Origin of the sequence: Actinopolymorpha singaporensis (assembly GCF_900104745.1) — a bacterium.
Taxonomy (GTDB): domain Bacteria; phylum Actinomycetota; class Actinomycetes; order Propionibacteriales; family Actinopolymorphaceae; genus Actinopolymorpha; species Actinopolymorpha singaporensis.
Genome location: NZ_LT629732.1, coordinates 345,992 through 360,760, shown reverse-complemented (window position 1 = coordinate 360,760; position 14,769 = coordinate 345,992). Strand labels below are relative to the sequence as shown.

Here is a 14,769-nt window from a genome sequence, read left to right as displayed (position 1 = left end):
GAAGGAGCCAGCATGGCGAAGGTCGCATTCCTCCTCGCCGACGTCTTCGAGGACTCGGAGTTCCAGCAGCCCTACGACGCGGTCCGCGACGCCGGGCACGAGGCGGTCGTGGTGGGCAAGGAGTCCGGTAAGCAGGTCACCGGCAAGAAAGGCTCCAAGGTCACCGTCGACAAGAGCTCGGGCGAGGTGCGTGCCGAGGAGTTCGACGCGGTCGTCGTACCCGGCGGCTACTCGCCGGACAAGGTGCGCACCGACGAGGCGTCGGTCGCCATCGCCCGCGGCGTGCACGAGGCCGGCAAGCCGGTGGCGGCGATCTGCCACGCGGGCTGGGTGCTGGCCGAGGCCGACATCGTGCGCGGGCGCACGGTGACGTCGGTCGCCTCCATCCGCACCGATCTGAAGAACGCGGGCGCGAACTGGGTGGACCAGGAAGTCGTCGAGGACGGCAACCTCATCACCTCCCGTACGCCGGACGACCTGCCGGCGTTCTGCGCGGCGCTGCTGAAGCAGCTGCCCTGAGGTCGCTGGCCTGAGGTCGCTGCCCTGACACAGTGGGCCCGACACCCGCTGTTCTGACGGGCACGAGCACGTCGAACGCCCCGTCCCGGGCAACCCGGGGCGGGGCTTCGTCGTCCGTACGACATGAACCCCGCGCGCTCCGCCGCCCGCCGTGGCGTCGCCCGCGCCGGCAGTCTGCTCGGGTCCGTCGCCGCGGTGCCGGCCCTGCTCGCCCTGCTCTCCCTGCTCTCCCTGGCTAGTTGTGCCGGCCCCACCAGCGCGACCACGACGGCGGACGAGCCGACCGGCCACACGTACCTCTCCACCGGCGTGACCGAGGCGGGCAGACCGCGGCCGCTGGCGGCCGGCACCCGCGTCCGGCTGGAGTTCACCGGCGACGGCCGGATCCTCGCCGACGCCGGCTGCTCCTCCATGGGAGGTGAGGCCTCGCTGGGGGACGGGCGGGTCCGCGTCGTCGGTGGGCTGTCCCGCACCGACATCGGGTGCGACCAGCCCCGCTACGCACAGGACGACTGGCTGACCGCCTTCCTGAGTGCCGAGCCGTCCTGGCGGGTCAGCGGGCACCGGCTCGTCCTGACCGCCGACCGGCCGCACCCACGCACGCGGATCGTGTTGCTCGACCGCGAGGCCGCCGACCCCGACCGCCCGCTGCTCGGCACCCGCTGGGACGTGACGACGCTGGTCGACGGCGACACCGCGTCCGACACCGCGTCAGCGAGTGCCGGGCCGACCAGCGCCCACCTCGTCTTCTCCGAGGACGAGGTGGTCGGGTGGACCGGATGCAACGGCATGGGCGGGCAGGTGACCCACACCGGTACGCGGCTGTCGTTCGGTCAGGTCATCTCCGAGCTCAGGCGTTGCCGCGGTGAACCGGCCCGCGTCGAGCGGCACATCCTCGGCGTGCTCGACGGCGAGGTGACCTACCACGTCGACGGTGACCGGCTCACCATCGACGGACCCGACGGCAGGGGGCTGGTGCTCACCGCAGACCGCCCCGGCCGCTGACCACCGTCGTCGTGGAGCTGCCAGGTCCGTTGGCGGTCCGTGACATGCACGCCAAAGGTCCGGTTGTGGTCGCACAACGGGTGGAAGGTCGGCTACCGTCCGAAAGCCCGTAGGGTCAAGGGGTGGCCCCGGATACGTTCGTCGTCGGTTTCGACCTGGACATGACCCTGATCGACTCCCGCCCTGGGATCGCCGCGGTGTGGGACGCGGTGTCCGCCCGGACGGGTGTCGTCGTCGACAGCGCGCTCGCGGTGAGCCGGCTCGGCCCGCCGCTGGAGTACGAAGCGGGACTGTGGTTCCCGCCAGAGCAGGTGCCCGACGTCGTCGCGCTCTACCGCAACCTCTACCCCGAGATCGCGGTCGGCGCCGCCTCCCTGATGCCGGGTGCGACCGAGGCGATCGCCGCCGTACGCCGGCACGGCGGCCGGGTGCTGGTCGTCACCGCGAAGAACACCGACCACGCGAAGCTGCACGTCGAGCACGCAGGGCTCGAGGTGGACGAGGTGATCGGTGACGTGTGGGCGGAGCAGAAGGGCGAGGTGCTGCGCCAACACGGCGCGGCCATCTACGCGGGCGACCACCTCGGTGACGTCCGGGGTGCCCGCACCGCGGGAGCCCTCGCGCTCGGTGTCGCCACCGGCCCGGTCCCCGCGGAGGAGCTGCGCGCGGCCGGTGCCGACGTTGTGCTCGCCGACCTGGCCGACTTCCCGTACTGGCTGGAGGACCACCTGCTCGAGCAGCGGCTGAGCGACCTCGACGCCCAGCTGGCGGGCCTGGGCTCGGTGCTGGTGGCGTTCTCCGGCGGTGCGGACTCGGCGTTCCTGCTGGCCGCCGCGGTGCGCGCGCTCGGACCGGAGAAGGTCGCCGCCGCGACCGCGGTGTCGCCGTCCCTACCGGACGCCGAGCTCGACCCGGCGCGGGAGTTCGCCCGGTCGCTCGGTGTCGAGCACCACACGCCGCACACCGACGAGATGGCCCGCGACGGCTACCGCGCCAACGCCGGGGATCGCTGCTACTTCTGCAAGGCGGAGCTGGTGGAGGTGCTCGGCCCGCTGGCCGAGCGATTCGGGCTCACCCACATCGCCACCGGCACCAACGCCGACGACGCGCTGGCGGGCTTCCGTCCGGGCATCCGGGCGGCCGCCGAGCGGGGCGCGGTCACGCCGCTGCGCGACGCCGGCTTCACCAAGGAGCAGGTACGCGAGGCCTCCCGGCGGTGGGGGCTGCCCACCTGGGACAAGCCGGCCGCGGCCTGCCTGTCCAGCCGGATCGCGTACGGGCTCTCGATCACCCCGGCCCGGCTGGCGCGGGTCGAGCAGGCCGAGGTCGCGCTGCGCGCGGTTCTGACCGACGCCGGTACGCCGTTCCGCAACCTGCGGGTCCGCGACGTCGGCGACACCGCCCGGATCGAGGTGGATCCCGACGTCGTCGACCAGGTGGCCGGGATGGAGGAGGTGGTCGAGGCCGTGCTCGCGGCCGGCTTCGACGCGGCCGAGGTCGACCCGAAGGGCTTCCGTTCCGGCGCGATGAACGAGCTGCTGCCCGACCCCGCGCGTTACCGCTGAGTACGCGCGAAGCTGATCTAAGTAGTGGAGCGGGGGCGCCGCGGCGTCTAGGCTGGGACTGGCCTCCGTGTGACGGGGGCCACTGTCATGGACGGGCGCGGGCATGGTCCGCGTTCTACGCAACCTTCGGGTTCAGCACGAGTGAGGTCGATGTGCCGGCTGGCAAGGTGAAGTGGTACGACGCGGACAAGGGCTTCGGCTTCCTCACCAAGGACGGTGGCGGCGACGTCTACGTCCGGGCGAGCGCCCTGCCCGCGGGGGTCACCGCGCTCAAGGCCGGTCAGCGGGTGGAGTTCGGCATCGTCGAGGGCCGTAAGGGCGACCAGGCCCTGTCGGTGCGGTTGCTGGAGTCCCCGCCGAGCGTCTCCAAGGCGATGCGGAAGTCGCCGGACCAGATGGTGCTGATCGTGGAGGACCTGATCCGGCTGCTCGACGGCCTGGAGACCACCTACCGCCGCGACCGTCACCCGGACCCGCGTACGTCCAAGAAGGTGTCCACGGTGCTGCGGGCGCTGGCCGACGAGCTGGAGCTCTGAGCCTCCCCGCCCTCGCGGTCTCAGCGGTCGGCCGCGCCGGTCGGCGTCCGCAACGCCTCCGCCGGCGTGGACGCCGACCCGCGTGGGGCTCGGAGTACGACCACCAGCCCGGCCGCCAGCCCGGCGGCGCACAGGCCCAGCCCGAGCTGGGGAATCAGCGGTAGCACGATCCCGATGCCGCCGCCGACCACCCAGGCCAGCTGGATCAGCGTCTCCGAGCGCGCGAAGACGCTGGTCCGGACACTCTCGGGCACCTCGTGCTGGATGAGTGCGTCCAGTGACAGCTTGCCCGCCTGCTGCGCGAAACCCGCCGCGAACGCCAGCACCGCGACGGTCACCAGTCCGTAGAAGGTCGCGGCCAGGGCGGCCACGACGGCAGTGACGCCGAGCAGCACCGACACCACGAGCTCGGGCCGGCGGGCTCGGGCCAGCGCGCCCAGTGCCGTACCCACGAGGTTCCCGGCACCGGCCGCGCCGACCACCGCGCCCACCTGCACCGTCGCCGACCAGCCGGGCAGCGGTACCTCCCGCAGCAGGAACGCCATGAACATCAGCAGAAACCCCGACAGCACCCGGAACGCGACGTTCGCCCGCAGGGCGAGTCCGATGCTGGGGGAGATGCCGCGCAGCCGGCGGCCGATGTCGGCGATCCGGACGTCCTCCTCACCCTCGGCGGAATCCACCCGGGCAGGCAGCAGGATCGCCGCGACGGTGCCCGCGGCGAAGACCACGAACGCGAACCGCAGCGGCCACTGCGGGCCGAAGTACGCCAGCCCGCCCGCGGCCGCGCCGACGACTCCCGCGCCGATACTGCCGGCGAGGGAGATCCGCGAGTTGGCGGTGACCAGCGCGACGCCGTCCGGCAGCAGCCGCGGCACGGCCGCGGCCCGGGTCACGTTGTGTGCCTTGGACGCGATCAGGCAGCCGAACACCAGTGGGTACAACCACAGCGCGCCGGTGGCGACGCCGCCGGCCATCACCCAGCAGAAGAACGCGCGGACCGCCATCGTCGACCCGATCGCCCATCGGCGGCCGCGGCGGAAGCGGTCCAGGAACGGCCCGATGAGCGGTGCGACGACGGCGAACGGCGCCATCGTGATGAGCAGGTAGAGCGCCACCCGGCCACGGGCCTCGCCCGACGGTACGGCGAAGAAGAGCGTTCCGGCCAGGCCGATGGCCATCGCCGCGTCGCCGCCGGCGTGGAACGCGTTCAGCTCGATGAGCTTGGCCAGCCCGGACTCGCCCATGCCCTGGGCGTGGGTCACCCGGCGTATCCGGCGGACGCCTGCCCCGCCCACCCGTCGCGCTCCCCGGCCGGCGCGGGCGCCGGCCGCGCCGACGGCGCCGGCGGTGCGGGTGACCCCGTCCCGGGCGGCGCGAACCCGTGACCTCCGGGGCGAGGCATCCGGGCCGGTCCGGGGCGAGGCATCCGGGCCGGTCCGCGGCGGTGTGTCCGGGCCCGTCCGCGGCCGCGTGGAACCGTTCTCGGCCGTCGGCCGCTCGTCGAGGGGGCGGGTGCGAGGCGAAGGGTCGGAACCGTCCTCGGCGGCCTGGCCGGCGCGGCCGTTGCCGGTTCCGGGGGAGCTCGGGGTCGCCCGCTGCCCCGCGCGGCGACCGGGCGGTCCAAGCGGCCGGCCCGGCGGGCGATCACGTGGTTCCACCGTCACATCCTCCCCCGGCCGTCGCGCCGGCGTCTCGTCCTCCCCTTGCTACGAGCGGACCGGAGCCGGACCCGGAAGGGCCGTTCCTGGCGGGGACGCGGCACCCGGCGAGGACCAAGGGGACGCGTGCAAGAATCGCTGTCGTGAGTACCACCACGCGGCGACTTTCCCGGACCGCACGGATCGACGCCGTGTGCGCGGGGGCCGTGGAGCTGGCGCGCGCCGCTGCCTGCGAGGTCGCCGGCGACGGCGAGGTCGGCTCCTACCTCGGCTGCGAGGCCGAGGGCGAGCGGGTCGTCACCCACTACTTCGGCGCCGACCACCGCGGTTACGTCGGCTGGCGCTGGGCGGTCAGCGTGGCCCGGGCCGCCCGGGCCAAGGTCGCGACCGTCGACGAGGTCGTACTCATCCCCGGGCCGGAAGCGATCACCGCGCCCGCGTGGGTGCCGTGGTCGCAGCGGGTGCGTGCGGGCGACCTGGGCCCGGGCGATCTCCTGCCGACGACCCCGGACGACTTCCGCCTGGTGCCCGGCTACCTCGGCCCGGACGACACCGAGGCCGCCGACTCGCTCCGTGTCCTCAACCAGGAAGTCGGGCTCGGCCGGGTCCGGGTGCTGTCGGTGGAGGGGCGCGACGACGCCGCCGAACGCTGGTACGCCGGACCACACGGCCCGGATGACCCGATCGCGCAGGCGGCCCCGGCTGCGTGTTCCACCTGCGCGTTCCTGGTCCCGCTGTCCGGGCCGCTGGGCACGGTGTTCGGGGTGTGCACCAACGAGTTCTCGCCCAGCGACGGCCAGGTGGTGGCGTTCGACCACGGCTGCGGTGCGCATTCGGAGGTCCAGGCACCCACCCCCGCGGCGTCCGAGCCGGCCGGGATGGCGTCGCACGTGCTCGACACCCTGGGCTACGACGACCTGGAGTTTCAGCCCCGCCGCTCCGGCCGCTGAGCCGGCCGGGCCGGACGATCCTGCCCCTGCGGATCCTGCGCCATCCGATCGCGGCGATTCCGGCAGTACGCCAGTCCGACCAGTCCCAACGCGATCCCGGTCACGCACGTCCACAGCCACCAGTCCATGGCCGCGGCGCGCAGCCGGGACGCGAACGGCAGCAGGCCGAGCAGCGCGACCGTCCAGACGAGGATGCCGACGGAGACCGTGCGCACGCCGTCCACGTCGAGCGGGTGCACCTCGCTGGCGAGCAGGTGCCCGCGGGCCGACCGACCGGACTCGTCCGTGGCTGCCTCGTCCGGGGTTGGTTCGTCCGGGTTCACACGCCGAGCGTAACCCGGGTGTTGCATGCGTAGGACATCATCCGTGGTTGGTGGTACCTGCGCGTCGGGCGAGTGGTCGGCGTCTGGCATGCTGCCGCCGGATCCCCAGGGGCGCGCGCCCTGCCCGTGCGCAGGCCGCCCTCATCCAAGAAAGGTGCCTTCGATGGCCGGTGCGGCAACCGACACGGTATCCACCGACAAGCGCGACAGAGATCCCAACGGCGGGATCGACCGTTTCTTCCGGATCAGCGAGCGCGGGTCGACGGTCGGCCGGGAGATCCGCGGCGGGTTGGTGACGTTCTTCGCGATGGCGTACATCGTCGCGCTGAACCCGCTGATCATCGGCACCGTCAAGGACGCGAGCGGCCAGTTCCTCGGCGGCGGCACCTCGCCGAACATCGCGATGGTCGCGGCGGCGACCGCGCTGGTCGCGGGCGTGGTCACGATCCTGATGGGCCTCGTCGCCAACTACCCGCTGGCGCTGGCGACCGGCCTCGGCCTGAACGCCTTCCTCGCGTTCGGCGTCGCGTCCTCGATGACCTGGGCGGACGCGATGGGCCTCATCGTGCTCGAGGGCCTGGTCATCCTGGTGCTGGTGCTCACCGGTTTCCGCCGGGCGGTGTTCCACGCCGTGCCCCGGGAGCTCAAGACGGCGATCAGCGTCGGTATCGGACTGTTCATCGCGCTGATCGGCTTCGTCGACGCGGGTCTGGTCCGGCGTACCGCCGCGCCGCCGGTGCCGGTGCAGTTCGGCATCGACGGGTCCCTCGGCGGCTGGCCGGTGCTGGTGTTCGTGGTGGGCCTGCTGGCGATCACGGTCATGGTGGTCCGCAAGGTGCGCGGCGCGATCCTGTACGGCATCCTCGGCGCCACGGTGCTGGCGATCGTGATCGAGGCGATCGCGAAGGTCGGTGCCGCCGGGCCCGGTTACGCGACCAACCCCAGGGGCTGGGGCCTGAACGTTCCGCGGCTGCCCGACCACTGGATCCAGGTGCCCGACTTCGGCCTGCTCGGCCACTTCAGCCTGCTCGGGTCGTTCCAGCGCATCGGCATCGTGGCCGCGGTGCTGCTCATCTTCACCCTGATGGTCGCCGACTTCTTCGACACGATGGGCACGATGACCGCGATCGGCTCCGAGGCCGGGCTGCTCGACAAGGACGGCGTACCCCCGAACTCCCAGCGGATCCTGGTGGTCGACTCGGTGGCCGCGGCGGCCGGTGGTGCGGCGTCGGTGTCGTCGGCCACGTCCTACATCGAGTCCGCGGCCGGTGTCGGTGAGGGCGCGCGCACCGGGCTGGCCAGCGTCGTCACCGGCGTGTGCTTCCTGCTCACCACGGCCTTCGCGCCGATCGTGGAGATCATTCCCTACGAGGCGGCCACGCCGGCCCTGGTCGTCGTCGGCTTCTTGATGATGACCCAGGTCACCGAGATCTCCTGGGACCGGTACGACATCGCGATCCCGGCGTTCCTCACCATCGTGCTGATGCCGTTCACGTACTCCATCAGCGTCGGCATCGGTGCGGGCTTCGTGTCGTACGTCGTGCTGCGCACGGCCCGCGGCAAGGCGCGGGAGATCCACCCGCTGCTGTGGGTGGTCGCGCTGCTGTTCGTCGTCTACTTCGCGATCGACCCGATCAAGCAGGTGCTCGGCGTCTCCTGAGGGCCGCGCCGCCGGATCCGGACAGTCCGGTCCTGCGCGAGCAGGGAGGTTACGGGACACTGTGCCCATGCCGGGTTACGTGGAAGGTCTGTTCTCGCTGCACGGCCGGGTGGCCCTGATCACCGGTGGAAGCTCGGGGATCGGGGGCGCGATCGCCGGGGCACTGGCCCGGGCCGGTGCCGACGTGGTGGTGGTCGCCCGGCGGGAGCCCCCGCTGCTGGAGACGGTGGCGGCTCTGCGCCGGGCCGGCTGCCAGGCCGCGCACGTGCAGGCCGACCTCGGGGTCCGTGCCGAGGTGTTCCGGGCCGCCGACGAGGCGGTCGCGGTGTTCGGGGAGCCCGACATCGTGGTGCACGCGGCCGGGGTCAACCTCCGCCCGCCGCTGGCCGAGCTCACTCCCGCCGACTGGGACCGCACGCTGGCGGTCAACCTCGACGCCGCGTTCCTGCTCGGCCAGCGGTTCGGCCCGGCGATGGCCGCCCGCGGGTGGGGACGGATCATCAACGTCGGTTCGCAGCAGTCGATCCGGGCGTTCGGCAACAGCGGCGGGTACGGCGTGTCAAAGGCCGGGGTGCTCGCCCTCACCCGGTCCCAGGCAGAGGCCTGGTCGGCGCAGGGTGTGCGGTGCAACGCGATCGTCCCGGGCTTCGTCCGCACGCCGCTCACCGAGGCGGTGATGAACGATCCCGAGCGCGAGCAGGCGCTGGCCGCCCGGACGATGGTCGGCCGCAACGGCGAACCCGCCGACTTCGCGGGAGTCTCGGTGTTCCTCGCCAGCGACGCCGCGGACTACGTGACGGGGCAGGCGATCTTCGTCGACGGCGGCTTCTCCGTCACCTGACCCGCCCGTGGCCCGCTCGCCCCTCCGCTCGCCCCTCCGCTCGCCTGGCCGCTTGTCCGCAAACGCGCGGGATGCGGCGTTCGGCGGCGTTCGCGAAGCCTGCCACCCCGTATGGCTGTGGTGCCCGTCCACGATGTGGGAACGTAACCATATCCACGGTCGGATAGCGCTTGCCCGGGCAGGATCGCTTACCTGCATACGGGAATGCTCGCGGCCGGGTGGTCGTTAGCAAGGGTAATGAGGTACGCTAACTTTCATGCCGTCATCAACCTTGCCCGTGAAGTCTGACGCGGGCCTCGCAAGTGTGTTGCGGATTTCGGTGATGCGGTTGTCCCGTCGGCTGCGAAACCAGCGCGCCGCCGACCACCAGCTCACGGCGAACCAGCTCGGTGTGATGTCCACCGTCAACCGTCACGGTGCGTTGACGATCGGTGAGATCGCCGCCCTGGAAAAGGTGCGGCCCCCGTCGACCACCCGCACGGTGAGCTCGCTGGAAGCCCTCGGTCTCGCGGTGCGTGAGGCGCACCCCACCGACGGGCGCCAGGTGGTGGTCCGGCTGGCCGACGAAGGACGACGCATCCTCGCCGAAGACCGCAAGCGACGCGACGCGTGGCTGGCCCAGCGTCTGCGCGAACTGTCCCCCGACGAGAAAGAGATCCTGCGCCAGGCGGCGCCGATCCTGGAAAGGCTGGCCGCAGCGTGATCGAGACGTTCCGATCCCTCCGGAATCGCAACTACCGTCTCTACGCAGCCGGCTCGGCAGTCTCCAACATCGGCACCTGGCTGCAGCGAGTCGCCCAGGACTGGCTCGTCCTCGAGCTCACCCACAACAGCGGCACCGCCCTCGGCATCACCACCGGCCTGCAGTTCCTTCCGTTCTTGCTGGTCGCACCGTTCGGTGGGCTGATCGCCGACCGCTTCTCCAAGCGCAAGGTGCTGCAGTGCACCCAGGTCGCGATGGGCGTCACCGCCGCCGCGCTTGCCCTGCTCGACCTCACCGGTGTGGTCACCGTGTGGCACGTCTACCTCATCGCGTTCCTGTTCGGCGTCGCCAGTGCGGTCGACAACCCCGCGCGGCAGTCGTTCGTGGTGGAGATGGTGGGCAGGGAGGACCTGCCCAACGCCGTCGGCCTGAACTCCGCGTCGTTCAACGGCGCCCGGGTCATCGGGCCCGCGGTGGCCGGTTTCCTGATCGTCCTGGTCGGCACCGGCTGGGTGATCCTGATCAACGCGATCACCTACAGCGCGACCATCCTCGCCCTGTCCCGGATGCGTTCCTCCGAACTCCACTCGGCCCCAGCTGTCCCGCGCAAGCCCGGCATGCTGCGCGATGGGGTCCGTTACGTGCGCGGCCGGCCGGACCTGATGCTCGTGCTGTGGGTCGTCTTCTTCGTCGGCTGCTTCGGCCTGAACTTCCAGATGACCAGTGCCCTGATGGCCACCGAGGTGTTCGGCAAGGGCGCTGGTGAGTACGGCGTTCTGGGCTCGATCGTCGCGGTCGGTGCCGTGATCGGCGCCCTGCGCGCCGCCCGCACCGGACGGCCGCGGCTGCGGATCGTTCTCGTCGCCGCGGTGATCTTCGGGATCCTGGAGGCGCTGAACGGCCTGGCACCGACCTATCTCACCTTCGCCCTCATGCTGCCGTTCCTCGGGTTCGCGCAGCTGACCATGATCACCGCTGCGAACGCGATGATGCAGTTGTCGGTCAGCCCGGAGATGCGTGGGCGGGTGATCTCGCTCTACAGCATGGTGTTCATCGGCAGCACCCCGTTCGGTGCGCCGATCGTGGGCTGGGTCGGCCAGACCTTCGGCGCCCGGTGGACCCTCATCGGCGGTGGACTGATCAGCCTGCTCGGCACGCTCGGCGCCGCGCTGATCCTGACCCGCCGGCAGGGGCTGGTGATGCGGGCGCACCTGCGTCCGCGGCCGCACCTGCACATCTGGTGGACCCAGGCCCGGCCGGAGGCGGCCGGTGGGGGACTGCCGGCCGACGCCGCCGCACCGGAAGGTGGCGCCGAGGGCGAGGTGGTCACCCGGGAACGCCCGATCGAAGCCGAGCCGGTGGAGACCGAGCCCGGGAGGGCCGAACCGGTAGGAGTACGCGCCGGGGCCGGCGGGCCGGCCGGTCCGGACGACCTGCGCGGCGACGGCAGCACGCCGGACGTCGGGCCGAACGCACACCACGACGGCGTACGCCGGTCCGGACCCGCCGACGAGTACCGGCGTACCTCGGTCGTGCCGGCCCAACCGGCGGTGCGCCACACATCGGTGCCGGCCGGTGAGAGAGTGCCGGCATGGAGTTCGGTCGCCACCACTCGCTGCTCGGCCCCGACACCGCAGGCCGTGCGGCCGGGGCGGCCCAGGGTCTCGGCGCGCCGTCCCCTGCACGGCGAGCCCGGACGGTCCTCGGCGCTGTAGTCGGCGCGGTGAGCTGATGAGGTTGTTCGTCGCGGTGGTCCCGCCGCCCGCGGTGCTCGACGACCTGGCCGGCGAGGTCGCCCGGGTCCGCGAGCGGTTGACGTCGGACGGGCCGGACGACAACTTTCGCTGGTCGCTGCGGGAGCAGTGGCACCTCACCCTGGCCTTCCTGGGTGGGGTGCCGGACTCCGCCCGCGGCGACCTCCACCGTCGTCTTGGGCGGGCCGCCGGACGGTGCCCGCCGCTCCGGCTTCGAGTCGCCGGTGGCGGGGGCTTCGGCTCGGCCCGCCGGGCGAGGGTTCTGTGGGCCGGGATCGACGGTGACCTGCGCCCGTTGCGGGCGCTGGCGGGTTCGGTGTCGGCCGCTGCCCGCCGCTGCGGTCTGGACGTACGCGAAGGGCGGTTCAGGCCCCACCTGACTCTCGCCCGGCTGCGCGAACCAGCCGACGTACGGCAGGTGACGGCCACGCTCGCCGGCTACGCCGGACCGGAGTGGGTCGCCGACCGGCTCGAACTCGTGGCCTCCCACCTCGGTCAGGGCGAGGGCCGGCACTCGCGGTACGAGACGGTCGCCGACTGGCCGCTCACCGGCCCGTCCGACCCCAGGACCGCGGAGGGGTAGCCTCCCAGACGTGCATCCTCGGTACCGGCGGTTGGTGATCCCCGGCGTGCTCCTGCTCCTGGTGGCGATCGTCGTCGTGGCGGCGGTCAGCCGGGGCTGAGCGCCGCCGTGCACAGGGGCTGTCCGCAGGCCAAGACCCAGCTGCTCCGGGTGGTCACGGATTCCGAACTCTTCCACCCCGTGCGCCCCCTGTGCTGGCCAGACGGAGTGGGCGGGGCGAAGATTCCAGGATGGGGATGACGGACTCCGGGCCTGGCGGTCCTGGTCCCGGTTCGGGAAACGGTTCGGGAATCGGTTCGGAGCCGCGACCGGGTTTTCGTGCGTGGGCGGCGGGTGCCGGTGTCGTCGCGGCCGGCGCGGGGCTGGCCATCGCCCAACTCGCTGCCGGGCTGATCGCCGAGCCCCGGTCCGCGCCGGTCGTGGCGGTCGGTGCGGGGTTCATCGACGTCATCCCGGCGTCCGTACGTGAGTTCGGCATCCGGACTCTCGGCACCGCCGACAAGCCCGTGCTGGTCACCGGCATCGTGGTGCTCGTCGTGGCGCTCGGCGCGCTCGCCGGCCTGGCCGGCGGTTGGCGACGCCCGCTCGGCTGGGTGGTCTTCGGCGTGCTCGGCCTGGTCGGGGCGCTGGCCGCGGCCAGCCGCCCGGACGCGGGAGCGGCCGCGGTCGTTCCGTCGGTGCTCGCCGCACTCACGGCCGGCGGCGTCCTCGCCTGGGCGTTGCGTGCCGTCGAACGGCCGCAGCCGGCAGGGCAGACCACAGGGGGGACAACGGCGCAGACGGCAGCGGCGCAGGGGCGGCGGGACCTGTTGCTGCGGGGCGGGCTGGTCGTCGCCGCCTCGCTGGCCGCCGCCGGTGCGGGCTCCTTGCTGCTGCGCCGGCGAGGGGCGGTGGCCGACGCGCGGGCGTCGTTCCCGGTGCCGCGTCCGCCCACCACGGCCGTACCACCCGGTGCCGATCTGCACATCCGCGACCTGACCCCGTGGCGTACTCCGAACGACGTCTTCTACCGCATCGACACCGCGCTGTCGGTGCCCGTGGTCGACCCGGCGACCTGGCGGTTGCGCATCCACGGCCTGGTCGACCACCCGCTCGACCTCACCGTCGCCGACCTGCGCAGCCGGCGGATCGTGCACCGTTGGGTGACGCTGACCTGCGTGAGCAACGAGGTCGGCGGGGATCTTGCCGGCAATGCGCTGTGGACCGGCGTACTCCTGTCCGACCTGCTGAGGGAGGCCCGCGTCCGGCCCGGCGCGGACGCGGTGAAGTCGACGTCGGCGGACGGCTGGACGTGCGGCACGCCGTTGTCGGCGCTCACCGACGGCAGGCCGGCGATGCTGGCGTTCGGGATGAACGGCGCGCCGCTGCCGCTGGAGCACGGTTTCCCGGTGCGGATGGTGGTGCCGGGCCTGTACGGCTACGTCTCGGCCACCAAGTGGGTGGTCGACATCGAGGTGACGAGGTTCGACCGGTTCCAGGCGTACTGGACGACCCGCGGCTGGTCGGAGCGGGGGCCGATCAAGACCGCCTCCCGGATCGACGTACCGGCGAGCGGTGCGAACGTGCCGGCGGGCGCGGTCACCGTCGCCGGGGTGGCCTGGGCCCAGCACCGCGGCATCTCCCGGGTCGAGGTCCGCGCAGGCGGCGGCCCCTGGCAGGTCGCGCGGCTGGCCGGGCAGCCGACCAGGGACTCCTGGCGGCAGTGGACCTGGACCTGGCAGGCGCCGACGGGTACGCACCGGGTGCAGGTGCGGGCGTTCGACGGCACCGGGCAGGTGCAGGCCGCGGCGGTCGCCCCGCCCGCGCCGAACGGCGCCTCCGGCTACCACACGATCGAGGTCACGGTGGGCTGAGCGCGGCCGAGTGAGCCGAGTGTCCCCGGTCGCCCCGGCGGTCAGGGAAGGGTGAGCACCACCGGGCCGTCCTCGGTGATCGCCACGCTGTGCTCCACGTGCGCGGCCCGGCTGCGGTCGTCGGTGCACAGCGCCCAGCCGTCCCGCGCGGCGTGGTAGCCGTCGTGGCCACCGGAGATGAACATCGGCTCGATCGCGATCACCAGTCCCGGCCGCAGCGGGAAGCCGCGTCCGGGCCGGCCCTCGTTGGGCACCGACGGCGGCTCGTGCATCTGCCGGCCGATTCCGTGCCCGCCGAAGTCGGCGGGAATGCCGTACCCGGCGTCCCGGCCGATCCGCCCGATGGCGTGGGAGATGTCGCCGATCCGGTTGCCCGCCGTCGCGGCGGCGATGCCGGCGTCCAGGGCGGCCCGGGTGGTCGCGATCAGCTTCTCGTCCGCGGGATCGGCCGCCGTCCCCACCACCAGGCTGGTGGCCGCGTCACCGTGGAAGCCGTCGAGCTCGGCGCCGAAGTCGATGCTCAGCAGGTCGCCGTCCACGAGGCGGTAGTCGTCCGGGATCCCGTGCACGATCACGTCGTTCACCGACGTGATCAGGACGGCGGGGAAGGGCGTGGGCGCGAAGTGCGGGTGGTAGTCGAGGAACGACGACCGCGCGCCGGCGGCCGCGAGCACGCCTCGGGCCACCTCGTCGAGGTCGCGGAGAGGAACGCCGGGTGCGGCGGCCTCCGCGCAGGCGGCCAGCGCCTGCGCGACGACCCGGCCGGCTGCCCGCATCGCGGCGATCTCGTTCGCGGTCTTGAGTTCGACCATGCTC

At 72.8% G+C, this 14,769-nt stretch carries 14 protein-coding genes; 11 read left to right on the top strand and 3 right to left on the bottom strand.

Features of this window, described 5'->3' with window-relative positions; genetic code table 11:
• Positions 1-12: 12 nt before the first annotated feature.
• The 4 genes from BLU27_RS01645 (at position 13) to BLU27_RS01630 (ending at position 3,625) form a co-directional block, all read left to right on the top strand.
• Positions 13-519 (top strand): type 1 glutamine amidotransferase domain-containing protein, encoded by a 507-nt coding sequence (locus tag BLU27_RS01645; protein WP_092649893.1) that lies wholly within the window; start codon positions 13-15, stop codon positions 517-519.
• A gap of 123 nt (positions 520-642) precedes the next feature.
• On the top strand, positions 643-1,524 hold the full coding sequence (locus BLU27_RS01640) for an META domain-containing protein (protein WP_092649891.1): 882 nt from the start codon (positions 643-645) through the stop codon (positions 1,522-1,524).
• Between the two features lie 122 nt (positions 1,525-1,646).
• The gene (larE, locus tag BLU27_RS01635; protein WP_241827728.1) at positions 1,647-3,089 is read left to right on the top strand and encodes an ATP-dependent sacrificial sulfur transferase LarE; all 1,443 of its coding nucleotides are present in this window, start codon (positions 1,647-1,649) and stop codon (positions 3,087-3,089) included.
• Between the two features lie 152 nt (positions 3,090-3,241).
• Positions 3,242-3,625 carry a cold-shock protein gene (locus BLU27_RS01630; RefSeq protein WP_092649889.1) on the top strand — a complete coding sequence of 128 codons (384 nt, stop codon included), beginning with the start codon at positions 3,242-3,244 and terminating at the stop codon, positions 3,623-3,625.
• A gap of 20 nt (positions 3,626-3,645) precedes the next feature.
• On the opposite strand, the gene BLU27_RS01625 is transcribed toward BLU27_RS01630, so the two are convergent.
• On the bottom strand, positions 3,646-4,923 hold the full coding sequence (locus BLU27_RS01625; RefSeq protein ID WP_241827727.1) for an MFS transporter: 1,278 nt from the start codon (positions 4,921-4,923) through the stop codon (positions 3,646-3,648).
• Positions 4,924-5,420: 497 nt separating this feature from the next.
• On the opposite strand from BLU27_RS01625, the gene BLU27_RS01620 reads away from it, so the two are divergent.
• Positions 5,421-6,236 (top strand): DUF3027 domain-containing protein, encoded by an 816-nt coding sequence (locus tag BLU27_RS01620; protein WP_172805060.1) that lies wholly within the window; start codon positions 5,421-5,423, stop codon positions 6,234-6,236.
• Here BLU27_RS01620 and BLU27_RS01615 read toward each other — a convergent pair.
• Positions 6,212-6,559 (bottom strand): DUF2530 domain-containing protein, encoded by a 348-nt coding sequence (locus BLU27_RS01615; RefSeq protein WP_241827726.1) that lies wholly within the window; start codon positions 6,557-6,559, stop codon positions 6,212-6,214. The two genes, BLU27_RS01620 and BLU27_RS01615, sit on opposite strands and share 25 nt — an antisense overlap.
• Before the next feature lie 163 nt (positions 6,560-6,722).
• Here BLU27_RS01615 and BLU27_RS01610 point away from each other — a divergent pair, with 163 nt between their 5' ends.
• From BLU27_RS01610 to BLU27_RS01585, 6 genes are all read left to right on the top strand, one after another.
• On the top strand, positions 6,723-8,219 hold the full coding sequence (locus BLU27_RS01610; RefSeq protein WP_092649885.1) for an NCS2 family permease: 1,497 nt from the start codon (positions 6,723-6,725) through the stop codon (positions 8,217-8,219).
• Between the two features lie 67 nt (positions 8,220-8,286).
• Complete coding sequence (locus BLU27_RS01605) at positions 8,287-9,060, top strand: SDR family NAD(P)-dependent oxidoreductase (protein WP_092649883.1); 774 nt, start codon at positions 8,287-8,289, stop codon at positions 9,058-9,060.
• Positions 9,061-9,316: 256 nt separating this feature from the next.
• On the top strand, positions 9,317-9,763 hold the full coding sequence (locus BLU27_RS01600; RefSeq protein ID WP_241827725.1) for a MarR family winged helix-turn-helix transcriptional regulator: 447 nt from the start codon (positions 9,317-9,319) through the stop codon (positions 9,761-9,763).
• Positions 9,760-11,478, top strand: a complete 1,719-nt coding sequence (locus BLU27_RS01595; RefSeq protein ID WP_092649879.1) for an MFS transporter — start codon at positions 9,760-9,762, stop codon at positions 11,476-11,478. The genes BLU27_RS01600 and BLU27_RS01595 overlap by 4 nt, the downstream gene beginning before the upstream one ends.
• Before the next feature lie 16 nt (positions 11,479-11,494).
• On the top strand, positions 11,495-12,100 hold the full coding sequence (gene thpR, locus BLU27_RS01590; protein WP_092649877.1) for an RNA 2',3'-cyclic phosphodiesterase: 606 nt from the start codon (positions 11,495-11,497) through the stop codon (positions 12,098-12,100).
• A gap of 230 nt (positions 12,101-12,330) precedes the next feature.
• Positions 12,331-13,953 carry a molybdopterin-dependent oxidoreductase gene (locus tag BLU27_RS01585; RefSeq protein WP_241827724.1) on the top strand — a complete coding sequence of 541 codons (1,623 nt, stop codon included), beginning with the start codon at positions 12,331-12,333 and terminating at the stop codon, positions 13,951-13,953.
• Between the two features lie 41 nt (positions 13,954-13,994).
• On the opposite strand, the gene map is transcribed toward BLU27_RS01585, so the two are convergent.
• Positions 13,995-14,765, bottom strand: coding sequence for a type I methionyl aminopeptidase (gene map / locus BLU27_RS01580; protein WP_092649873.1), 771 nt, complete (start codon positions 14,763-14,765; stop codon positions 13,995-13,997).
• Between the last annotated feature and the right edge of the window lie 4 nt (positions 14,766-14,769).